The organism is Pseudovibrio sp. Alg231-02 (assembly GCF_900143565.1).
Lineage (GTDB): Bacteria > Pseudomonadota > Alphaproteobacteria > Rhizobiales > Stappiaceae > Pseudovibrio.
The window spans coordinates 267,411-289,804 of sequence record NZ_FREX01000008.1 but is presented as its reverse complement, the minus strand read 5'-3'; the positions used below and the strand labels follow the sequence as shown (position 1 = coordinate 289,804).

Below are 22,394 nucleotides of genomic sequence, written 5' to 3'. Positions count from 1 at the left end.
GCTATCATTGGTGTCAGGTGCGGACAGTTCCAGCTCTATATARATGCCGGCAGGATCCGGTGTGAACACACGAGCAAGATCGCCTGGACCGTCGGCAAAGATAACACCACCGTCGTTAATGCTAACATTGCCACTGGCGCTGCCAGCTCCTGGAATAAAGAGAGTGTCTTCTGCGTAACCGCCAATACCATCTGGAGTGAAGATGTAGATCTTGTCTTCAATCCCATCAAAGACGGAAGCAACAATCACTCCACTTGCATTCATTGAGAGGCCATGCTCACTAGGCATGCCACTAAAGATACCTTCAGGTACAGTCAGCTTGACTTCCGAATAGCTCCCGCCGTCTGTCGGAGTGAACACATAAATAGCTTTTTCGGCACTACCCGGAGTACCATCTCCGAAGGCACTAACCGCAACAACACCAGAGTTATTGATCGCAGTATTGGCACCGAAGTGGTTCAGGTCAGCTCCATCAGAAGCCACAAGTTTGGTCTCCGCATAACTGCCGCCATCTGGCGTATAGACATAGACCGAACCGGATTCACTGCCCTTATCATCATCCCCAGAAGCACCAACTACCACAACTCCGTGGTCATTCATCTGCACTCCATGACCAAAACTGTCATACTCAGCACCATCAGAGGCAACAAGTTTGCCGGATTTAGCTGTGACATTACCCTCACCCAGGATTGTAACAGTAACCGTCTCAGTGGAACTTTCACCTGAGGCATCTGTTACGGTGTAAGTGAAAGTATCGGTTGCGGTTTCTCCGCGGTTCAATGCGTCGTACTTACCATCTGGACTATAGGTGAATGTACCATCGGCATTTACTGTAACAGAACCGGTAGTGTCGCTCGTATCAACGGCAATGCTATGGGTGTCAGATGTATCGAAATCAACGAACTCGGGTGCGATATTAATCGCAGTGTTTTCGTCTGTCTGCCTCGCGATCTCAACCGCAACCGGCCCTTCATTCTGCCCTGTCACCGTAATTGTGACAGTAGAAGTCGCACTTTCACCAGCAGCATCAGTAATCGTATAAGAAAACGTATCTGTAGCTGTTTCTCCAACAGCTAGATGATCGAATTTAGTGCCTGGGTCATAGTGGAATGTGTCATCACTGATGACTGTTCCAGTTCCGATCATTTCAGCGACATTCAAAGCAAGTGTATGAGTATCTACCAGATCAAAATCCTGGAAGAAAACTCTAATGGAAATCACATCGTTTTCAGTAGTTGAGATTTGAATTGGGTAGGAAAATGGTGCGGAGTTAGACATTAAAACAACTTCCCTAAGAGCATTAACAATTACACCCTAAAGTTGCAAAACTTGCCCGAAACTTATGATTTCAATTTTAATAAATATGTATTTTCCGCTGTATTTTGAAATAGATAAGAATCTCGCATCTTTCTTATGTTAGGTTGTAAGTAAATGTACTTTCACCCCTTATCGGCAATGCGATCTAGTTTCCTTTCGATATTTTCCAACCGCTTTTCAACGCTCTCAACCAATGTCTCAACCCGTGTAACACGCTCAACCATAGCGCTACTTTGCGAAGCGTAGCGCTCCAATGCAGTCACTCGTTCGTTGACGCTTGCCGCCCACCAGACAAAACCAATAAACTGCAGTATCACAGTAAACATAAGCCCTACTGGGATCTCTTTTCCAAGACGCCAACCCGAAAGCGTTTGCTCTTGCATCGCCATCACAAGCACCTCTTTCTTTCGCAATTTGATCGTGTAGTTTTAGTTGTCTCGTCAGGCTTTGCACTTCCGGTACTCAATCAAGAGAGTGTTCCAACGCGACCAAACTCACGAAGAAATTTCACGAGTTCCTGTGCAACCAAGCTTGTGAGTTTATCCACTAGCTAGCCAGAAAAGAAGTTCTAACTGAAGCAACCTCAAGCTTCGTTGATCGAGACAGCACCTTCGCGCTGTGCCAACACTCGCTCTCCTTTCACTGGATAGCTTTCCGGCCACCGGATATCTAAGAACCGCCGCTTTGAAAGCTTTGCAGTTGTGACTGCATTGGACTGATTGCCACCAAGCACATGATAGTGGCCGGCACTCTCAGAAACGTAGAAACCAACGTGCCCTTTCCAACCGCGAGGGCTACCGCGCCAGAAGACAAGAATAGAGCCAGGCACCCCTTTATCTAACCGTCTGCCGTATTTCGCCCATTGGCGAGACCCTAGAAGATTGATAGGCAGGCGATCAGAAACAAGGCTCATGCAATGGGCGACAAACAGACCACACCAAGGGGTTTCATCAGTCTGGTAGGAGATACCCAACTTACTCGCCCAACCCATAATCCTTGGATTGTGCTTCGGTCCTGATATTTCCTTGGTTCCCAACAATCGTCGCGCCTCAATAAGCCATGGCGGCTCGCCACTTTTGACCGCTTTAATCTTGAAGCCTAGCCAACTCTGATAGGCATGTTCTGAAAGTCTGCCCCAATCACCATCGGGCTTGCCTGGATTGAATCCAAGTTCCAACAGCATTTCTTGAGATTCCAAGTCTGGTACCCCTCCCATGATCACCTCACAAAAAAGGCTCCCCAGGGGAGCCGGCTTTCAGTTGAGTTCGCTTGCAATGCCCTACCAAACACCAATCACAACCATATCGTGACCTGTGCTTGAGCCGACAAATGGATAAGGTGTGGTCGTTCGCCGTGTCACAAATCCAGTCTTAAAGCCATCTTTTGTTTTCGCAGTGGTTCGAGGTATGTGCCCGCTTTCATCTGCCGTCGTTAAGACGGTGTATTTACCTGCTTTGCTGGATGGGAGCGCTTGTACGAACTCGTATTCGTAACCACCTACACTAGTACGGCTGCAGGTCAGATTGCTTGCCCAAAGCACATCACCGTTTGTATCCACCTTCGCAGCGGCAATAATCCTCGGAACAGCTGCAAGCGTATTCAGTTTTGCAGAATTGAGCTTCTGATCGGTGACAGCGTTATCGGCAAGTCTGCTTCCGTAAATTGTCTTAAGGGCTATTTGGGTGTTGGTGATTTTGTCTAAAACCGCCAACGCTCCTAGCCTCAGATTTGAACGCGCAGCAGATTTGTCTGGAAGGTCACTCAGGTTGTTCGCTTTATGGAGAAAGTCACTTGTGTCTGGAGTTGCAAGCACCCATCCATTAACATCAGAATAGACTTTCAACTTCTTATCTGGCGATTTGAAATACAGCGCTCCATCTGCCAGCTCATTGCCCTCATTATCAGTGTCCGGATCGTCGTCAAATGACCCTAGATAGAGCTTATTGAAGCGCTTAAACGCCAAATCAGAAGCTTGCTCAACCGCAACTTCCAGTTGGTTCAAAGCGTCCTCTGCTTTGCCTTGAGCTGTTTGTGCCTGATTACGAGCTGCTATGGATGCGGTCTTGGCCGCAAGAACCACTGCTTCGACATTTGCCGGATTAAGGAGAACATAACCCTCCTGCCCCTCAATCACTGTGAGCATAGCCGGATAGCCCTTCTGCAGGTCATCAGGGTCGAGTTCATTGCCGAGGCCATTTCGAATTGGCAACAGCACATCATCAACCTTGATGGTCACGGCGCCTGAGTTGTTTGCAATGGGAACGAAGACTGCAAACTCAACTGCCGAGAGGCTGACACCCAATCGAAGTTTCGCCCTGATCGCATTACCCGTCCCATCGATATCAACCAGTCTCGTGATACTGTCAGCAAGGTCGCGCACATAGTTCCAGGTACCACCCAACCATTGATAATATCCGCTTTTGTTTTGATCTGGATCTGCACCAACCATGGCAGGGGTGTAATCTTCTTTGTTGGTGATCGCATCCAGCTCAGCCTTGGTTTTCACTAGAACTGCACCAATCATAGCGGCAATCTCAAGTTGCCCCATATAGGCTATAATCTGATCTTTATCTGGCTCATACGGATCAGTACTATCAAGCCCCAGCGTGTCATGGCCGCGCCAAACCAATTCCTTAATCAGGAAGTTCATAGCCAACTCCAAGTGTTGAAAAGAGATTAGGTAGAGGCCTGAAGCACAACCGGATTGGACCAGCTGCTATTTTGCCCAAAGACCGAACGGGTTCGCATGCGGAACCGATATTCCACACCAGCAGTCAAGCTTTCTGTCTCGATGGTTTCTTCACCATCGTTTGCTTGCGCGTACTTGGCAGCGCCGCCGCTGGTTTTCATATACTCCAGCTCATAGGTGAGAGCCTCGGAGTTACGCGAGAAGCTCGCCTCAGCAACCAAGCTTTGCCCCTGCTGCTCAAATGCAATCGTAAAGCTGGTGACAATCGGCAATGCAGAGGAGCCAATGCGTTGAGGAGGATCACCCTTTTCGCCCTCCTCCTCAGGTTCAAAATCGTAAAGGCTATTAGGAACAACGATTGCCTCGAACTGGTGGGTAAAATTGTTGAGATCCAAGATCGGAGTTCCAATAAGTTCCAGATTGGCATCCACCAGATGAGGCGGTTCTGTGATCTTGATAAAGCGTCGAAACGGCAGGTTCTCAGATGCAAAGTAGTCGCACACAATCCGCACACGCGGAGCTGTTGCACGAATGTATTTTAGCTTCTGTTTGCGCCGCATATGGTTGTGGCTTTGGATGCATTCGTTATCAACGGTTCGCGACCTGGGGTCGTTCTCATCCACATATGGATCACCCCAGATGACCGCATCATCCTCGGTATAGTTCAGCTCTGGATTGGTCCAAAGGCCCCGAACAGATTTCACATTCGAGTTTGGATTCCGGTTTGACAGGAAGGTCACTTCCTTGATGTCTGCTGTTTTCAAGTGAATGTCAGGCTCTACCCACTCCCCGGCATGCACCGCCACCTTGCCTTGCGGGTCAACATAAAGCAGCAGTTCACCCGCTTCATCAATCAGCCTTGCAACCTCAGTGGGGTCATTGTTCTCCCGGCCACTGAAGCCACCATGATATCGAGGCTCTTGATCCCCTTGGAAGTTGGTGACCTGCTCATCAGCGACAGCAGCAGCACTAGCCCAACTCTCAAGATTAATCCGCTCAGGCTTCAAAGCTCCTCCATAGGGAGATAGCAAGAGATCAAGACGGTGAAGCGCAAGGTTCCTGCTAAAGGCGACCTCATCAGTTCGAGGGTCTAAAACGCGTTTAGCCCGAACCAAAGATGTCACTGTCGGATATCCATGCGGATACACCGTTCTATGATGCTGAGCGCTGACGCTCTTACAAATCACAAGCGTGCTGGCGATGCTGTCGCCGCGATGGTCATCGCTCCAGATATCGCTAAACTTGGTGACCAGCTCGGAATTAGGTATACCCCTGCACTTCTGCAAAATTGACTGCAGCCTCATAGTGAGCCTTTGCCCCCTCATGATCCTCTGCGAGCAAAGCCTCCCAGTACGCAACAAGCCTTTCCTCAATAATGAGAGACTTCCTTTGTGCCACATCAGGGCTTTCGGTTTTAAGGGAGAGCTGGATGCGTGAACGCGGATCGACAGACGCATATCTTTTGGGAACACGCTTCACAAAAGAGTACATTCCACGACTGATCGTATGAGCCATATTCTACCCATCCTACATGCAGTGTTATGTAATTTGTTAAGTAGCTCAGTCCACCAGTGTCAAATCACTTTGCTCAACACGCTTCAATCCATTGATTAAGCGTATCTATTCGTATTTTCAAAAAAGGGAAGATGGCGGACACGGAGGGATTCGAACCCTCGAGACCCTTCCGGGCCTACTCCCTTAGCAGGGGAGCGCCTTCGACCACTCGGCCACGTGTCCATGAGCGGGTAGATACCACGAACCACCTGAAATTCAAGAGCAAGTAGCAACTGTAGCTGTGGAAATAGAAAATACCCTGTGTAGAAACTACAAAAGTCCCAATCTCACCCCCAATTTCCCATCAATACGAATTTCTGGATGCGCACTTTACAAAATTCTGAAACAGGCGTAGATTTTCAATCAAACGATTGATTAAAAAATAGGTGTCGTTATGACTAACTCCCCCACCCCAAATGAACTGCGTGAAGTTCTGGCATCTGACACCCCATCGGCCAAAACAAAACGCGACCTTATTGAATCTGCTCTCTACCACTTCGGTCGTGAGGGATATGCCGGCACGTCCACGCGCTCTATCGCGCAAACAGCAAAGGCCAACATTGCTTCCATTGCCTATCACTTCGATGGCAAGGCCGGGTTGAAGCGGGCATGCATCAACTTCATTGCCATGTCGATTGGCGATGTGATGTCTGTTGTGCTGAACCGAAAGCTCTCTGACATCGAGCATCTGTCACCTGAAGAGGCGCGCACTAAGATTCTGGAGATGATCGACCGCATGATCACCTTCACCCAAACAAACAAGCGCGCTGAACTGGTAATTGGCTTTATGCTCAAGGAGGTGTTGCACTCACCAGAGGAAGTGGACACGCTTTACCACTTGATCTTTGAGCCGCTGATGGACCGTGTCACCGTGCTCTTCAGCCGCGCAACTGGCCAGCATGTCGCTTCTGATGAACTGAAGCTCGCAATCTTCGCCATGATCGGCCAGCTGCTTTACATCCGTCTGGCCCGTCCGCTGGTGCTTAAGCGCATGGGCTGGCAAGCCGTCGGCCCGGATGAGCTGGCACAGATCAAATCTATCCTCCACCGCTCAATCAACGCCTTGCTGGATGAGCTGTCGAAAGGCTCGAACCATGCTTAATGTCTGTGCCCTTCCTGTTGTGGCAAGCTGGCTTGCCTTTTGCGCGCCGGAACCAAACCTGACCGCTGGTTATGTTGAAGGCGAGTACCTCAAGCTGGCGCCAGTGGAACTCTCCGAAATTACTGATGTACAGGTCGAAGAAGGAGAACGGGTCAAGAAAGGCCAGCTCATAGCCATATTGGAATCCTCCGATGCCAACATGAAGCTGGCTGAAGCCAAGGCTCAACTGCAACAGACACTCGCCTCACTCAATGACCTTAAGCTTGGCAAGCGCCCTGAGGAGATCGACGTTTTAAACGCCACCCTGCGCTCAGCACAGGCACAGGCCAAACATTCGCAAAACGTCTACGACAGATATCAGGGCCTTCTCGGGCGTAAAGTCATCTCTCAAGCACAGTTTGATGAAGCAGAGACCGCCCTGCTCGTTGCGCAAGCCCGCATAACAGAGCTGCAAGCCCAGCTCTCCGTTGCCAAGCTGCCAGCACGTGAAGATCAGATCGCTGCCGCCGAGAGTCAATATGAGATGGCAAAGGCAAAAGTTGATCTGGCCGAGTGGTTGCTGGAGAAGCGGAAGATCTACGCTCCGGAAGATGCCAAGGTCACAGACGTGTTCCTACACTCTGGTGAAATGGCAGGCCCAACAGCGCCGGTTGCCAGCCTTTTGCCCGTCAATTCCATCAAGCTTCATTTCTTCGTGCCCGAAGAGCAATACGCACAGCTGGAAGTTGGTACCCGGTTCAACGCCAGATGCTCCGGCTGCGCCACCCTGCAAGCCTTGCAGATCACCCACATTGCAGAAGGCCCGGAATTCACCCCACCAGTCATCTACTCTTTAGAGACACGCGAGAAGCTGGTTTATGAGGTGCAGGCAAAGCCAATCACGAAGCATTCTCCGTTGAGACCCGGTCAGATTTTTGACGTTGATCTGGACAGCTTGCAATGAACGCAATTGAAGTCAAAGGCCTGACCAAACGCTTTGGCGACAAGCTGGTCGTCAACAATGTCTCGCTCAAAGTCAAACCGGGTGAGATTGTCGGCTTCCTTGGTCCCAATGGCTCGGGCAAAACCACCAGCATCCGGATGATGTGTGGGCTCCTGAAGCCAGACGAAGGCAACGGACAGGTGCTTGGGTACGATCTGATCAAGGACCGTCTGCTGATCAAAAGCCAGGTCGGCTACATGACGCAGAAGTTCTCGTTCTACGAAGATCTGACCATCGAGGAAAACCTGAGCTTTGTCGCGCGGCTTTACAACCTCAAACCAGTGAAGCAGCACACAACCGCAACACTGGAAAAGCTCGGCCTGCTCTCCCGCCGCAACCAGTTGGCAGGCGAACTCTCTGGCGGATGGAAACAGCGCCTCGCTCTGGCGGCCTGTACAATGCACAAACCGAAGCTCCTGCTGTTGGATGAACCCACCGCAGGTGTAGACCCAAAGGCCCGTCGCGATTTTTGGGAGGAGATCCACCGCCTTGCAGCTGATGGCATGACTGTTCTTGTCTCCACCCACTACATGGACGAGGCCGAGCGCTGCCATCGCATCACCTACATCTCATATGGCGAACTTTTAGCCGACGGCTCCCTGCATGATGTCATCGCAGATGCAGGACTGTACACATACACACTCACCGGCCCCAACCTTGAACGTTTCATTCCTAGGCTTCAGAAAAACAAAGGCGTGCAGCAGGTCGCACCGTTCGGCAACTCATTGCACGTGACAGGAACAGACCTTCAGGCATTGAAACGCGCGCTCAAACCACTGGAGCAACACGAAGACATCCAGATCGAACAATCAGAAACCAATCTGGAGGATGTCTTCATCAAGTTCATGAGTGACAGCACGGACAACATGCAATGAGCAGAGTATTCTCCCTTCAGCGGCTCTTTGCCATGCTCATCAAAGAGTTCATCCAGATGCGCCGCGACCGTATCACCTTTGCCATGATGCTCGGCATTCCCCTGCTTCAGCTCGTGCTGTTTGGCTACGCCATCAACAATGACCCGCGCGGCCTCCCCACGGCTCTGGTCTCAATGGCAAATGATCCATACTCTCGCGCTGCCGTCACAGCCCTTGAAAACTCTCAGTACTTCAAGTTCACTGATGTGAATGTCTCACCGTCAGAAGCCCGCAGCCTGCTCCGGCGCGGCAAAGTCACGTTTGTGGTGACGTTCCCGAGCGATTTCGCCAAGCAGGCAGAAGCAGGAACGCCCAACGCACTGATTGAAGCAGACGCCACAGACCCGGCAGCGTCCGGCGCTGCGGTCGCCTCTGCCCCGGCAATCATCGAAAAAGCCGTTGCATCCATCAAACAGAAGAATCCTAGTCTGAAGCAGGATCTTTTGAAGTCCAGCACCATCATTCATCGCAAATACAATCCGGAAGGCATCACCCAGTACAACATCGTCCCCGGCCTGCTGGGCGTCATTCTTCAGCTGACGCTGGTGATGATGACAAGCATCGCCCTGACGAGAGAAACAGAACGCGGCACCATGGAAAACCTTCTGGCCATGCCCGCATCTCCTTTTGAGATCATGTGTGGCAAAGTCCTGCCCTATCTGGGCGTGGGGGCGGTTCAGGTCGCCGTAGTGTTGAGTGCAGGCCGCCTGCTCTTCAACATCCCGTTTGAAGGCGGGCTGCTGCTACTCATCGGCGCTATACTGGTTTTTGTGCTGACATTGGTTCTGCTGGGTTACTTCATTTCAACAGTCGCCCGCACGCAAATGCAGGCCATGCAGATGACGTTCTTCTTCTTCCTGCCATCCCTACTGCTCTCCGGCTTCATGTTCCCCTACGCGGGCATGCCGGAATGGGCGCAAACACTGGGCGAGATCTTCCCGCTCACTCATTTCCTGCGCGTTGTTCGCGCGATCTTGCTGAAAGGCGCGGAATGGAGCGAGGTATCTGCAAGCGTTTACACCCTCTTCCTGTTCGTCGGCCTGCTCCTGATGCTGGCCCTCAAGAGGTTCAAGCGGACACTGGACTAGTAACCGCTCGTAAGAAAAGAGGCGCTGTTTTGCAGCGCCTCAATCAGATCAACTAGCTGGCCTCAAAGGCCTCAGCGCTTTGAGAGACACTCGCCTCTTCAGCTCCACTCGAGACGAGATTGGCCATCAGGCGAAAAGCCCCCGGCACCAGCTTTTCCATCTGGTGATGTAGGATAAGCGAGGTGTGAATGTGTTGCCCCTGCCCAAAGTCACCCGCAAGCAAAATGCCTTGGTGAGGCGCTTCATCAGGGTCCGCCATCTCCAGCAGCGGTTCATAGGCAGCATTCCAGCTCTTCGCAAAGTAGAGCCCGCGCTCCTTGTGCCAGTTCGCCCAATCGCTCTTGCCAATCTCATTAGGCTGGTTGAGCAAGGCATGCTGCGGGTTCAGATAGCGCACCTCGGCATCTTCATCCGTCACCCGCCAACGCAGGCTCGGTGATCCAATCTCAAGCGGCTGAAGCGGAAGCTTTTCTGCATCCCAACGATCCCATGGACGGTGATAGAGTGTAATCAGGCGCCCGCCTGCTTTCACCCACGCATGAATATCCTCAATCACATCATGCAGGTCCTGTCGGTTACGAAATGCGAAGATACCAACAACAAGGCAATCCAGCCCTTGCAGCCGCTTGGCACTCAACTCACCAACGGGCAAATCAACCAGTTCAACGCCAATGTCACCAAGCCATTTGGCAACACGGTCATTACCGCTCCCGACATAACCAACACGCTTTGCATCAAGACGCGCCTCGACAACACAGATCCGAACCGTCGCCGGAGTAACCCGAACACGCTGGCTCACATGCGGATAAGACACAACATGAACGGTGTAAGCCTGCTCGCCCCCCTGCAGGATCGGCAACTCATAAATCCCATTGGCAACATCATCCGGCAGAGCAATCTGGAAAACACCATCATCAAACTGTGCCGTCCATCCTTCAGGCACATCAAGACTCAAACTCTCGGCATTCCCACCCACCGGAATGCTCAAGGACCGGTTTTCCAGCGTGTTGTTGAGCACGAAACCCGTGTCATCCAATGTGACCACATGAGAAGGAAGCACAATCGGCTCCACCTCAAACAGCAGCCGCGTTTCAACCGCCACACCGTGAGAAGTAAACTGAAGCTTTGCACAGGGCGCCTGAACCGCATCTGGACAATAAACAGCAGGATACGGATCACTGGTGTCTGCTTCAGATCCAACTTGGACGCAGCCGTCTTGCTGCACCCAGCCCTTCGGCAGATCCAGCTCAAAGCTTACGGCTTCACGGTTACACTCAAACGCAACCTCGACGCTCTCACCACGCTTCAGCTGGTCTTGAGACAACCGCACTGAGGCAACAATGCCCTCTGCTAGCTCAAGCACCTTTGCAAGCTGCAACTCCTTGCGCTCCAAACGGTGCAGAACTTCATCACGGGCGGCCTCAGGGCACTCACCCATCGCTTTGCGCAACAATTTCAGCGCCTGCGCCGCAGCCGCCCCAATCATCGCACGGTTCGGGAAGGCCTCAATCGCATCCAGACAATGATCATGTGCTTTATCCAGCAACGCTGAAAGCGTCGGAGCTCCTGCAAACGCAGCAAGCTCGGAAAGGTCTTTCGGAAGATTGTCGGATAAAGACAGCTCTTCTGTTCCAACCGTGCTCTCCGCCAGATGCAGCGGCCACACGTTGCTTTTGTCGTAAGCCTGCCAGCGCCCCATACCTTGTGTTTTATGGAACGCACGAGACTGTTCCCCAATCTGTGCCCAGCTCCAGCCGGTGACTTCCTCTTCACCGTAGCCATCAAACTCCAGCGTCGCAGGTGGTGGTGGAACTTCATCATCATACGCCCCGCCAGCCCCGGACCATGCTGGCAGGTAGAGCTTCTTGACGGTCCAGCACGGCAGATCAACATCAGGAAACTCTGGATCAGCCGCCGCTTTCATCACCTCAAACGCAGCCTGTGTCATGGCGCGGTGGTGACCATGCTGGCCGGGAATATTCAGGAAAGTCGGGCTGATGATGTCTGGCCGCTCTTGCCGGATGATTTCAACAAACCGTTTCAGCGTCCGTTGATGCCCCCACTTGCCAAGCGTCTCAACACCACTTTTTGAAAACCCGAAGTCAAAAACGCTGTCCTCAGCATTTTCCGAAAGCCAGTACATGCGCATGTTCAGCACATCACAGGCTTTTTCCATTTCAGCGGTGCGCAATACACCAAGGTTCTCGGTCGCCTCGGTGCCAATATCATTTTGCCCGCCCTCACCGCGGTTGGCGCAGGCATAAGACAAGGCAATGCCATCTCGAAGACCGATCGCTGCCAGCATCTCAGAAATCTCATCATCTGGATGAGCTCCCGTATTCATAAAGGAAACCGTTGACTTGAGCGGCTGCAGCGCCCGCCAAAGGTTCACCATCCGCACACTTTGTTTGTGCTCGGCAATACGTTCTTGTTCTGAAAGTGGCATCGTGTCCCCTCAGGCTACCTTCGAAATACTTGGAATATAGGTGTCGTGTATAATCAGCGCTGCCGCTCCAAGAGCCGCAGTCATCCAACCAGATGCTCCACGCACGACACGCGGCAAAGTCCGGTCAGCGCGAACGGAAACCGTCGCATCAATCAGGTTCAGTTGAGCAATCAACCGCTCAAGCAACTCTGGCGGCATGGCGCCACCCAGAATAACGGCCTCCGGATCAAACAGGTTCTCAAGCGTTCCAATGGCCTGCGCCAACGGGTCAGCCGCTTCACAGATCCACTCATCCAGATCAGGGTCATTCACGGCCAGCAGATCAGAAAGGTCCTTCTGGCTCTCGGCAGACTTGCCGCGCTTTTGCAAAAACTCACTGGCCGCCATACGGCTGGTGTAGGTTTCAAGGCATCCGCGATTGCCACAGGAGCAAAGTCGCCCGCCCCGCTCCACAACAACGTGCCCCAGCTCACCCGCGTTGCCAAACGCACCGCGCAAGATCTCGCCATTGGAGATCACCCCAAGCCCCAGACCAGTGCCAAAATAAACAAAACAGAAGGATTGCAGATCCGTAGCAGAGCCAGTTGTCTGCTCTGCAATCGCCGCCGCCGTCGCATCATTTTCCACGCGCACAGGCACCTGAAGCACATCTTCAAACAGCACCTGCGGATCTTTATCGTCCCAGCCAACCAGCTCGGCCTTCCCTGCTCCGGTCAATCCCACACGGCCAAACGGACCTGGCATAACGATTCCCGCACCCAAAACAGGCGGTGCGTTCTTGCCAATGGATGAAAGAGCCTCATCGCAGGCCGCCTTAACGGTTGGCAAAACCACAGCAGGCTCACTGCTCTCGATATGTATGCGCTTGGTGTAAAGCGTATCGCCAAGAAAATTCACCAGCGCGCACAAGATCGCGTTGGGGCGAACCTCCACCCCCAGCGCAACAGCACCCGCCGGATTTAAAGTGTATTGCACCGCAGGCAAACCACGCCCTTTTGTTTGCCGCTCACCCGCAAGAATCAGAGCTTCGCTCTCCAATTCAGCTATAATGTTACTCATTGCCTGTGTGGACAAACCGGTCAGGCGCGCAAGTTCTGCTCGCCCCAGTTTGCCATGAGAACGTAAGTGCCCGAGAACGACTTTCCTATTGTGAAGTCGAGTTCTTTCGGCGTTGGAGCCAATGATTTTAAGTGGTGTTTTTCGATGCATATCTATCCATTAAATCAAAACACTTGAATACTCAACTCAATTGAATTAAATCTGTTCAGCATTGTGAAATATTAAGAGAAGAACATTTCTTTTCGCAATTTATCAAAAGAAGCCGGGGCGAGGAATAGAGGGCAGCTCCGACTTTAGGACTTAGGAGAGGGTCTTATGAAGCAGTTGAAAAAGTGGATGCTGGGGGCAACCACCGCGGCTTGCGCAATGTATGCAGCAGGCAGCGCGCAAGCAGTTGAAATTGAGTACTGGCAATATTTCTTTGAGCCACGTGTGAAAGCAATGGAAACCCTGATCGAAAACTTCGAGAAGGCAAACCCAGACATCACCGTGAAAATGACCCACTTCCCGTATGCGGATTACCGTACGAAAGTGGCAGCAGCGATCCCTGCAGGTCAGGGCCCGGATGTGGTACAGCTGTTTTACGGCTGGTTGAACGACTACGTAAACGCACAACTCATTCAGCCACTTCCAAACGACGTTTTCCCGCCAGCTGAAATTGAGGCTGAGTTCTTCCCAATGGTTCAGGCCATGAAGCGCGGCGATCAGTACATGGCCCTGCCAACCGCAGTGCGCTCACTGGCTCTGTTCTACAACAAGCGCCTGTTCGACAAAGCTGGCATCGACGGCCCGCCAAAGACACTGGACGAACTGGTTGAAACCGCAAAGAAACTCACCCAGAAAGACGGCGCAGGCAACCTGTCCACCGTTGGCATCACCACAGGCATGAACGCACAGGACCACCACTGGTTCCGCGAAGTGCTTATCCGCCAGTTCGGCGGCGATCCATACATGGATAATTACAAGAAAGTGAACTACAACACAGATGCTGGCAAAGCCGCTCTGAAGTACTACTCCGATCTTGAGTTCACTCACAAAGTGACCGCAGCAGGCTTCATGGATGAGCCACAGGCCGCCTTTAAAGCAGGCCGCGCAGGTATGCACATCGACGGCTCCTTCCGCATCGGTGCACTCAACAAAGTCCGCGGCCTCAAGTGGGGCGTTGCAGAGCTGCCAGCCGCAGCTGATGGCACCCATTCCAACTACTCGTCTTACTGGGTGAACGGCATCACGTCCAAAGCCACCGATGAGAAGTACGATGCTGCCGTCAAGTTTATGAAATACGTCACCTCCGATGAGGCCATGCAAGTCTGGCTCAACACCGTTGGCGAACTTCCTGCAAAACCATCTGCAGCGATGACAGAAGCCAATGCCAACCACGAAGTCTACGGCCCATTCATCAAAGGCCTCGGCTATGCGAAGACAACAATCTTCGCCAACGAAAGTGGTCAACGTCAGGCTCTGATGGACATGGTTGGACGTATGCGTCTTCAAGATCAGTCTGTAGATGGCTCTCTTGCTCAGGCAGCAGGCGAAGAGCAGAAGATCCTCGACGACTACTACAACTAAGCATCACGCGACGGTCTATCAAAACGTATGTGTGTGGGGGCTCCACCTTGCCCCCACACCATCAAGACAGCATGTAGGGCAAAGGCTCCTTTAGCAGAGCCATAAAACACCTTAAAACAAATAGTTAGAGCAGTCTCATGACTCATATTCTGAGCGAACTGCTGCAATTCCGGCTATAACCAGGGGGCGGTTTTGGGGATTTATAAGAGGCTCTCGATCTCGCAAAAGCAGATCGTCTGGGCGTGGGGGCTACTTGCCATCCCAATCGTTTTTTATGTAGTCGTGCGCTTCTATCCAACAGCGAACGCTATTCTGCTCTCTTTTCAGGAATGGAACCTGCTCGGCTCCCGCAATTGGACCGGGTTCGACAATTATGTAAAGCTGTTCAGTGATCCCACATTCTGGAAAGTGTTCGGCAACACCTTCCTCTATTTGATTTTGGGAACACCAAGCTCCCTGCTCCTTGCCTTCGTAATCGCGTTCCATCTCGACAAACTACGCTTCATGCATGGCACGATCCGGGCATTGTACTTCCTGCCATTCATGACCAGTGCGGTCGCAATGGCGTGGGTCTGGCGCTGGTTCTACCAGCCGGTTCCAATCGGCGTCTTCAATAACACGCTGGCCACCTTCGGCATCCCGCAGATCCCGTTCCTGAACTCAACCACCTTTGCACTGCCATCCATTCTGGCACCGGCCATCTGGGCAGGACTGGGCTTTCAGGTCATCATCTTCATGGCTGGTCTGCGCGCTATTCCGCAAACCTATTATGAAGCAGCCCGCATTGATGGCATTTCTGCGTGGGAAACGCTAACCGAGATCACCATTCCTCTTCTCAAGCCAACCATCGTCTTCCTGGTTGTCTTCTCCTCCATTGGCTTCCTGCGCATCTTCGATCAGGTCTTCAACATGACCACGAATGATCCCGGCGGCCCGCTCAACTCCACCAAGCCGTTGGTTCTGATGATCTATGACACGGCCTTCAACTCTTTTGACATGGGGTATGCGGCAGCACAAACAGTTGTTCTGTTCACCGTTTTGCTTGTCGTCAGCCTGCTGCAACTGCGCGTCATGAGGGATAAGTAATATGGCTTTCTCAGATACTCTAGACACAAGCAAGAAGGCCTCGGCCCTGCGCAATTCTGCCCGCAGAAAACGCAGTCAGGCGCAGTTCATCCGTTGGCTCCTGCTGTTTGCAGGCGGCATCGCTATGATCATGCCAATCGTCTTCATGTTGTCCACCTCATTCAAATACCCGTTTGAGGTCTACAACCTGAACCTCATCCCGGAAGAGCCAACCATCGAGAACTACACCTATGTTCTGGAAGATGGCCGCTTCTTCGGCTGGTTCACCAACTCTTTGCTTATCGCAACCATCACCACCATCTGTAACGTGCTATTCGACAGCCTCGTCGGTTACGTCCTGTGCAAGTACACCTTCCCGGGCCGCTACATCATCTTCATCGCCATCCTGTCGACCTTGATGATCCCAACCGAAATGCTGGTTATTCCGTGGTACCTGATGAGCTCTGCGTTCGGTTGGCTCGACACCTACTGGGGCATCATGTTCCCGGGTCTCATGACAGCCTTTGGCACCTTCCTTATGAAACAATTCTTTGAAACTGTGCCGGACGACTTCCTGGAAGCTGCGCGCATTGATGGCCTCAACGAACTGCAGATCTGGTGGACCGTGGCCATGCCGCTGGTACGCCCAGCTTTGGCAGCTCTGGCAATCTTCGTGTTCCTCGGCAACTGGACAGCCTTCATCTGGCCACTCATCGTCACCAACAGTCAGGAAATGTACACCCTGCCCGTTGGCCTCACCACCTTCTCAGTAGAAGCGCAGGTGGAGTGGGAACTGATCATGACAGGCGCAGCAATTTCAACCATCCCGACCCTGATCGTATTCCTGGTATTCCAGCGCTATATCATTCGCGGCGTAGTAATGGCAGGGCTCAAAGGATGATCGACAGTTCCAAATTCCCCCATCCTGTCTACAAAGACACGGTGCTCGCACCACTCTTTGAAGGGGTCAAAGCACATCATGTCGCCTCGATCACTCAGATCAATCAGGCCCATTTGGTGATGCTATGCGAGACTGGGATTGTTCCAGTTGAAACCGGCAAGCAAATCGCCAATGCATTGCTTGAGATCGAAAAGGACCTGGCTGACGCTGATCCGGAATACACAGGCGAATACGAGGACTATTTCTTCCTCGTTGAAGCTGAGCTGAAAAAACGGCTGGGCCCTGACATCGCTGGCATGCTGCACACAGCCCGCTCGCGCAATGACATGGACCACACGGTCTTCAAGCTGGCGCTGGCAAAACGTTGTGATGCCCTCACCCAGCAAGCTCTGCATCTGTGTGATGTGCTGATCAAGAAAGCTGAGATTGAGAAAGAAACGCTCATTGTTGCCTACACCCATGGGCAACCGGCACAACCATCCACCTTCGGACATTATCTGTCCGCCGCGCTGGAAGTGCTGCTGCGTGATCTGGAGCGATTGAATCTGGCAAGAGCTGGCATTGATCACTGCCCAATGGGCGCAGCGGCCATCACCACCTCCGGCTTCCCAATCAATCGGGAGCGTATGGCGCAGCTGCTTGGCTTCAGCGAGCCTCTGCTCAACTCCTATGGTTGCATTGCCTCAGTAGATTACGTGACGGGCCTCTACTCGGCCATGAAACTCATGTTCCTGCATCTGGGCCGTGTCATTCAGGACATGCAGTTCTGGAGCGCCTTTGAGGTAGGACAGCTCTACGTGCCAAACAGCTTGGTGCAGATCTCTTCCATCATGCCGCAAAAGCGTAATCCAGTGCCAATCGAGCACCTGCGCCATCTGGCATCGGTCACAGTTGGCAGGTGCGATGCAATCGTCGGCACCATGCACAACACTCCGTTCACTGACATGAACGACAGTGAGGGTGAAGTGCAGCAAGCAGGGTATGCCGCCTTTGAAAGCGGCAGTCGTGTGCTGGATCTTTTTGCAGCACTGATCGCAGCAAGCTCCATCAACGAAGAGCGCGTTGCGAAAAACACGAACGCCTCCTGCATCACCATCACAGAACTGGCGGATACACTGGTGCGTGAGGAAGGTCTCTCCTTCCGTCAGGCCCATGAGATTGCAGCAGACACAGCCAAGGCAGTGATCGCAGAGCAAAAGCCACTGCGTGATGGTTTTGACCCATTTGGCAAGGCCTTTGAGGCACATGCTCAAAAGGTATCCAACATGAGCGAAGACCAGTTCATGCATGCTGTCAGTGCTGAGAATTTCGTTGCTATTCGCACCCGCCCCGGCGGGCCTGCTCCAAGTGCATTGGATGCTGCTTTGGAAACTTACAAGCAGTCCGCCAAAGCCCTGAGAGCCAAAAACAAATCATTTGCAGATCAAAGCGTGCAGGCCACTTTAGTGCGCAGCGCTGCTTTTGCAAAACTAGTGCAGGAGTGATCGATTGACCACCGTATCCCTAAACAATCTCGTTAAGTCCTACGGGGACACTCAGGTCCTGCATGGCATCAATCTGGACATCCAGTCCGGTGAGTTCGTTGTTCTGGTTGGCCCGTCCGGTTGTGGCAAATCCACCACCCTGCGCATGATCGCAGGTCTGGAGGAAATTTCCGCAGGCGACATCCGCATCGGCGGTGATGTGGTCAACGACATGGAACCCAAAGAACGCAACATCGCCATGGTCTTCCAGAACTACGCGATCTATCCGCATATGACAGTGCGAAAGAACATCGGCTTCGGGTTGCGCACCTCCAAACTCTCCAAGGACGAGAAGGACGCGCGTATCAATGAAGTCTCCGGCATTCTGGAACTGACGGACCTGCTCGACAGAAAGCCGAACCAGCTTTCCGGCGGACAACGCCAGCGCGTCGCCATTGGCCGCGCCATGGTGCGTGATCCAGCTGCTTTCCTGTTTGACGAGCCTCTATCCAATCTAGACGCACAGCTACGCACCCAGATGCGACTGGAGATCAAAAAGCTTCACCAGCGCGTTGGAAACACCATCATCTTCGTGACACACGATCAGGTCGAAGCCATGACCATGGCAGACCGTATCGTGATCATGAAAGACGGTCACATCCAGCAGGTCGGCACACCATTCGAAGTCTTCTATGAACCTGCAAACATCTTTGTAGCTCAGTTCATCGGTGCCCCTTCCATGAACATGCTGAATGGCATTGTGAAGGGAGAAACGATCGCTCTGGACAATGGCACCTCAGTTCAGGTGCCAACCACCAAGCTCAGTGAAAATCAGCAGGTCGCCGTTGGCTTGCGCCCGGATGCCCTGCTGGTTCAGGAAGGCGAAGGCCTCTTTTCCGGCGAGGTTTCCGTGATCGAGCCACTCGGCACAGACACCCTCGCCTATGTAAAAGTGGGCGAAAAGGAAGTCATCGCCAAAGCCTCCGGCAGAACACCGCCTGCCGTTGGCGACACCGTCAACCTGCATGCAGCACCTGAAGCCATTCACTTGTTTGATGCACACACCGGGGAGGCTATCCGGTGATCTCAAAACAAACCGATGGGGCAATCGTCTGTGCGGGACGAGTTTATTGCGACCTCATCTTTACTGGGCTCACCGAACTGCCAAGACTAGGCGAAGAAACCTACGCCGAAGAACTGGCAGTTGAACCCGGAGGCGGCGGTTTCATCACCGCTGCCAACCTTTCCGCATTGGGCCACAAAACGACCCTTCTGGCCTCCATGCCAGGCGGCCCGTTTGGCTCTGCGATTTTAGACAAGATGCAGCGCAGCGGCGTTGACCTGAGCCTGTCGCCATTCAACACCGCAAACGGTGCTCAGGTAACAGCCGTCATCGGTTGTCAGGAAGACCGCGCCTTCCTGACAAAGCGCAATGGTACCGCAGTCCCAAGAGACATGCTGGACGCGTTCAGCACATCAAAAGCCAGACACCTCCACATTGGAGAGCTGGCAACGCTGCAGGAACTTCCGGAACTTCTGGAGATCGCCAAAGCCGCAGGCATGACGGTTTCTTTGGATTGCTCATGGGATCAGAACTGCCTCTTAAATGGCAACGTTCAGAACCTCATCGCGCAAGTGGATCTGTTTCTGCCAAACGAGATGGAAGCAGAGCATTTGGGCTACCTGAAAGAGCCAGCCAACTGCCCGACACTCACAGTCGTCAAAAAGGGTAAGGCAGGCGCAACCGCCATCACTAAGGACGGCGAGATCACCGTTGCTGCAAACCCCGTCCCTGTTGTCGATACAACAGGCGCCGGAGATGCCTTCAACGCTGGTTTCCTGAGCTCATGGCTCCGCGGTGCAGACATCAAGACCTGCCTACACGACGGTAACAAGTGCGGTGCAGCAGCCGTTATGCGCATCGGCGGCGCACCTTAAATCAAACAAAAAGGGTCACACACGCTGTGGCCCTTATCCCCCTTAACTCTCCCTTTTATCCCCGCCTTCATCTTCCCTCAACACCACTTGCAGTCGCAGCACATATGCGCGCCTCAATGAAATACCGATGAACGTATCCTCCTACCCTTTCAGCGCAAATTTTACATAGCAACGCACATTGCAACGCAAAAATTAAAACGTATTCTTTGCGTAATTATAAAATTACAAATCATTCGAAAAAATCTATATTTTTAGCCATTCTTGACAGAAATAAATTTTGATCCCTAAAATACAAACGTTTCAATTATTGCTCTTCTGAGTCTGGAAGAGCCCAATCTGTCGGATTTCATTTCGTGGCACGCGCAACAATCAAAACCATCGCTCAAAAAGCAGAACTGTCGGTTGGTACCGTCTCAAGAGCATTGAAGGATTGCTCTTCAGTCAAGGACAAGACCAAACAGCGCGTTCGCCAGATCGCCGAGGAAATCGGCTACGTCCGCAACCTCGACGGCCTCCGCCTGCGCACCGGTCGCACTTACTCTGTCGCCGTCGTCATGACCACTCCCACCACTGGCAGCCATGAGTGGGAAGGTGTCGAATATACTAATATTCTCAATGGCATAATGGGCGCTCTGCGCGGCACCATGTACCGAGCGGCGATCTATCCGGTTGATGATTTTGCCAGCAGTTTTCAGGAAATTCGAAATATTGTAGAACAGCGTTTGGCCGACGGCATCATCATTTCAGGCACCCGCCCCGATGACGCCCGCATCAGTTATATGCTGGAAAAGGACTTTCCCTTCGTCACATACGGCATGAGTGAGCACTTCACTCCCTATTCCTATGTGGATGCGAACTCGCAGGAAATGTCCCAAAAAGCCACCACCCGCCTCATCCAGCTCGGCCACGCCAACATCGTCTCCATCAACCCGCCAGACGAGCTGATGTACTCCAAACAACGCCAACGCGGCTACATCCGCGCCCTGCAAGACGCGGGGATAGACGTCCAAACTGAATTCATCGCAACAGGCCCGCTTACACCGGAGTTCGGCAAAGCGACCGTTAAGGCCCTGTATAATCACGACAAAAAACCAACAGCCTATATTTGCGCCAACGAAGCCAGCGCACTCGGCGTGCTCTCCGCCTTTTACGAACTGGGCATAAAGTTCGGCAAGGATGCGATTGTGAACGCCACCGACGACATCAATGTCAGTGCATACTTCACCCCACCAATCACGACATATTTCCTGCCCATTGAAGAAACCAGCAAGGCTCTCGGCGAGTTCATCATTCGCCGCATAGAGGGAGAGCCGGCACAAGACCTCCAAAGAATGGTCATGCCACAACTGATCGAACGGCAGGACGACCGCCTGAAACCTTAGGCTTCAGACGCACACGGCCCAGCGCTCTGGCTGAGCCAAGCAAAATTATGAGGAGAGCATAATATGTTACGTGAAATTATTGCCGCATCTGTTCTTGGCACCATGGTGATAGCGAGCGCACAAGCCGCTGATCTGGAAGGGAAAGTTCTCAAAGTTGGCTCTGATACCACCTACCCGCCAATGGAAACCGTTGATGAGAGAACCGGTGAAATCGTTGGCTTTGATGTAGATATCATGGATGCCATCTGCGCGAAGATTAACTGCAAGGCCGAGTTCGTAACAACCGCCTGGGACGGTATCTTCGCCGCACTTGTCCAAGGTGAGTTTGACGTTGTTGTCTCAGGCGTGTCCATCACCGATGAGCGCAAGAAAACCATGGACTTTTCAGAGCCTTACCTTGTCGTCAGCCAAGCTATCCTGCTGCGTGTAGAAGACGAAGGCACATCTCTTGAAGGGTTCCAGAGCGGTGGTAAAACACTGGCCGCACAGACCGGAACCACCAACGCTCAGCTGGCCGAAAAACTCGTTACACGTGAGAACACACGCCTTTACGACACATTCGCAGCCGCCATTCTCGCCCTTCAGAACGCTGACGTAGACGGCGTGATCATCGACGGCACCTCCGCCCATGCCTACGAGCAGGAGTTTGCTGGCGAACTGACAGCCGCGATCAAAGGACTGGAATCTGACCCGCTCGGCATCGTCTTCCAAAAAGGCTCACCAATGGTCGACGCCATCAACGAAGGCCTTGAGCAAATCAAAGCAGACGGCACATGGGATGCCCTCACTGCCAAATACTGGGGTGTTGAGAACTAATCTCTTTTAGGCACCATGCCTAAACCTCCGGGCGGGACTGTTCAATGTGAGCAGCCCGCTCTCCCAATATTTTGAAGCGATCCACGGAACGCATCAAGTCATTGATGTG

General features: G+C 52.6%; 20 protein-coding genes and 1 tRNA gene. 12 read left to right on the top strand and 9 right to left on the bottom strand.

Translation table 11 applies throughout. The annotated features are described in order from the left end of the window. The 7 genes from DHN43_RS20520 to DHN43_RS20490 form a co-directional block, all read right to left on the bottom strand. On the bottom strand, nt 1-1,278 hold a 1,278-nt coding region (locus DHN43_RS20520; RefSeq protein ID WP_199914844.1), incomplete at its 3' end, for an Ig-like domain-containing protein. Between the two features lie 161 nt (nt 1,279-1,439). Beyond that, nucleotides 1,440-1,706, bottom strand: coding sequence for a hypothetical protein (locus tag DHN43_RS20515; protein WP_108819859.1), 267 nt, complete (start codon nt 1,704-1,706; stop codon nt 1,440-1,442). Between the two features lie 194 nt (nt 1,707-1,900). Then, on the bottom strand, nt 1,901-2,515 hold the full coding sequence (locus tag DHN43_RS20510) for an NlpC/P60 family protein (RefSeq protein ID WP_159096954.1): 615 nt from the start codon (nt 2,513-2,515) through the stop codon (nt 1,901-1,903). A gap of 81 nt (nt 2,516-2,596) precedes the next feature. After that, nucleotides 2,597-3,967: a hypothetical protein gene (locus tag DHN43_RS20505; RefSeq protein ID WP_108819857.1), complete on the bottom strand. Its 1,371-nt coding sequence runs from the start codon at nt 3,965-3,967 to the stop codon at nt 2,597-2,599. A gap of 26 nt (nt 3,968-3,993) precedes the next feature. Then, the gene (locus DHN43_RS20500; protein ID WP_159096953.1) at nt 3,994-5,292 is read right to left on the bottom strand and encodes a hypothetical protein; all 1,299 of its coding nucleotides are present in this window, start codon (nt 5,290-5,292) and stop codon (nt 3,994-3,996) included. After that, complete coding sequence (locus tag DHN43_RS20495) at nt 5,267-5,521, bottom strand: DUF6538 domain-containing protein (protein ID WP_159096952.1); 255 nt, start codon at nt 5,519-5,521, stop codon at nt 5,267-5,269. Before DHN43_RS20495 ends, DHN43_RS20500 begins: the two co-directional genes overlap by 26 nt. Before the next feature lie 132 nt (nt 5,522-5,653). Beyond that, nucleotides 5,654-5,743, bottom strand: a tRNA-Ser gene (locus DHN43_RS20490). 211 nt (nt 5,744-5,954) lie between these two features. Here DHN43_RS20490 and DHN43_RS20485 point away from each other — a divergent pair. The 4 genes from DHN43_RS20485 to DHN43_RS20470 are packed head-to-tail and all read left to right on the top strand — an operon-like array spanning nt 5,955 to nt 9,646. Next, entirely contained in the window at nt 5,955-6,662 is a 708-nt protein-coding gene (locus tag DHN43_RS20485; protein WP_108819854.1) for a CerR family C-terminal domain-containing protein, read from the top strand. Further along, nucleotides 6,655-7,605 (top strand): HlyD family secretion protein, encoded by a 951-nt coding sequence (locus tag DHN43_RS20480; RefSeq protein WP_108819853.1) that lies wholly within the window; start codon nt 6,655-6,657, stop codon nt 7,603-7,605. The genes DHN43_RS20485 and DHN43_RS20480 overlap by 8 nt, the downstream gene beginning before the upstream one ends. Next, nucleotides 7,602-8,519 (top strand): ABC transporter ATP-binding protein, encoded by a 918-nt coding sequence (locus DHN43_RS20475; RefSeq protein ID WP_108819852.1) that lies wholly within the window; start codon nt 7,602-7,604, stop codon nt 8,517-8,519. The genes DHN43_RS20480 and DHN43_RS20475 overlap by 4 nt, the downstream gene beginning before the upstream one ends. Continuing rightward, nucleotides 8,516-9,646, top strand: coding sequence for an ABC transporter permease (locus DHN43_RS20470; RefSeq protein WP_108819851.1), 1,131 nt, complete (start codon nt 8,516-8,518; stop codon nt 9,644-9,646). Before DHN43_RS20475 ends, DHN43_RS20470 begins: the two co-directional genes overlap by 4 nt. Nucleotides 9,647-9,698: 52 nt before the next feature. On the opposite strand, the gene DHN43_RS20465 is transcribed toward DHN43_RS20470, so the two are convergent. Both DHN43_RS20465 and DHN43_RS20460 read right to left on the bottom strand, forming a co-directional pair. Next, a complete protein-coding gene (locus DHN43_RS20465) occupies nt 9,699-12,092 on the bottom strand; it encodes a PIG-L family deacetylase (protein ID WP_108819850.1) in 2,394 nt (797 codons plus the stop codon). Nucleotides 12,093-12,101: 9 nt separating this feature from the next. Then, complete coding sequence (locus tag DHN43_RS20460; RefSeq protein ID WP_108819849.1) at nt 12,102-13,151, bottom strand: ROK family protein; 1,050 nt, start codon at nt 13,149-13,151, stop codon at nt 12,102-12,104. 315 nt (nt 13,152-13,466) lie between these two features. Between DHN43_RS20460 and DHN43_RS20455 the strand changes: the two genes are divergently transcribed. The 8 genes from DHN43_RS20455 (at nt 13,467) to DHN43_RS20420 (ending at nt 22,285) form a co-directional block, all read left to right on the top strand. Then, nucleotides 13,467-14,720 (top strand): extracellular solute-binding protein, encoded by a 1,254-nt coding sequence (locus tag DHN43_RS20455; RefSeq protein ID WP_108819848.1) that lies wholly within the window; start codon nt 13,467-13,469, stop codon nt 14,718-14,720. 192 nt (nt 14,721-14,912) lie between these two features. Then, nucleotides 14,913-15,806, top strand: coding sequence for a carbohydrate ABC transporter permease (locus DHN43_RS20450; protein WP_063289273.1), 894 nt, complete (start codon nt 14,913-14,915; stop codon nt 15,804-15,806). A gap of 1 nt (nt 15,807) precedes the next feature. After that, nucleotides 15,808-16,686, top strand: coding sequence for a carbohydrate ABC transporter permease (locus tag DHN43_RS20445; RefSeq protein WP_108819847.1), 879 nt, complete (start codon nt 15,808-15,810; stop codon nt 16,684-16,686). Next, entirely contained in the window at nt 16,683-18,170 is a 1,488-nt protein-coding gene (gene argH / locus DHN43_RS20440) for an argininosuccinate lyase (protein WP_108819846.1), read from the top strand. The genes DHN43_RS20445 and argH overlap by 4 nt, the downstream gene beginning before the upstream one ends. 4 nt (nt 18,171-18,174) lie before the next feature. After that, nucleotides 18,175-19,233, top strand: a complete 1,059-nt coding sequence (locus DHN43_RS20435; RefSeq protein ID WP_093523709.1) for an ABC transporter ATP-binding protein — start codon at nt 18,175-18,177, stop codon at nt 19,231-19,233. After that, on the top strand, nt 19,230-20,087 hold the full coding sequence (locus DHN43_RS20430) for a carbohydrate kinase family protein (protein WP_108819845.1): 858 nt from the start codon (nt 19,230-19,232) through the stop codon (nt 20,085-20,087). The genes DHN43_RS20435 and DHN43_RS20430 overlap by 4 nt, the downstream gene beginning before the upstream one ends. A gap of 353 nt (nt 20,088-20,440) precedes the next feature. Then, entirely contained in the window at nt 20,441-21,469 is a 1,029-nt protein-coding gene (locus tag DHN43_RS20425; RefSeq protein WP_108819844.1) for a LacI family transcriptional regulator, read from the top strand. 63 nt (nt 21,470-21,532) lie between these two features. Beyond that, nucleotides 21,533-22,285, top strand: a complete 753-nt coding sequence (locus tag DHN43_RS20420) for a basic amino acid ABC transporter substrate-binding protein (RefSeq protein WP_108819843.1) — start codon at nt 21,533-21,535, stop codon at nt 22,283-22,285. The last annotated feature ends 109 nt before the right edge of the window (nt 22,286-22,394 follow it).

Coding starts and splice junctions, on each gene's coding strand:
- argH (WP_108819846.1), top strand. CDS start 16,683: ATGATCGACAGTTCCAAATTCCCCCATCCTGTCTACAAAGACACGGTG.
- DHN43_RS20460 (WP_108819849.1), bottom strand. CDS start 13,151: ATGAGTAACATTATAGCTGAATTGGAGAGCGAAGCTCTGATTCTTGCG.
- DHN43_RS20455 (WP_108819848.1), top strand. CDS start 13,467: ATGAAGCAGTTGAAAAAGTGGATGCTGGGGGCAACCACCGCGGCTTGC.
- DHN43_RS20485 (WP_108819854.1), top strand. CDS start 5,955: ATGACTAACTCCCCCACCCCAAATGAACTGCGTGAAGTTCTGGCATCT.
- DHN43_RS20505 (WP_108819857.1), bottom strand. CDS start 3,967: ATGAACTTCCTGATTAAGGAATTGGTTTGGCGCGGCCATGACACGCTG.
- DHN43_RS20495 (WP_159096952.1), bottom strand. CDS start 5,521: ATGGCTCATACGATCAGTCGTGGAATGTACTCTTTTGTGAAGCGTGTT.
- DHN43_RS20445 (WP_108819847.1), top strand. CDS start 15,808: ATGGCTTTCTCAGATACTCTAGACACAAGCAAGAAGGCCTCGGCCCTG.
- DHN43_RS20420 (WP_108819843.1), top strand. CDS start 21,533: ATGTTACGTGAAATTATTGCCGCATCTGTTCTTGGCACCATGGTGATA.
- DHN43_RS20465 (WP_108819850.1), bottom strand. CDS start 12,092: ATGCCACTTTCAGAACAAGAACGTATTGCCGAGCACAAACAAAGTGTG.
- DHN43_RS20470 (WP_108819851.1), top strand. CDS start 8,516: ATGAGCAGAGTATTCTCCCTTCAGCGGCTCTTTGCCATGCTCATCAAA.
- DHN43_RS20515 (WP_108819859.1), bottom strand. CDS start 1,706: ATGGCGATGCAAGAGCAAACGCTTTCGGGTTGGCGTCTTGGAAAAGAG.
- DHN43_RS20475 (WP_108819852.1), top strand. CDS start 7,602: ATGAACGCAATTGAAGTCAAAGGCCTGACCAAACGCTTTGGCGACAAG.
- DHN43_RS20480 (WP_108819853.1), top strand. CDS start 6,655: ATGCTTAATGTCTGTGCCCTTCCTGTTGTGGCAAGCTGGCTTGCCTTT.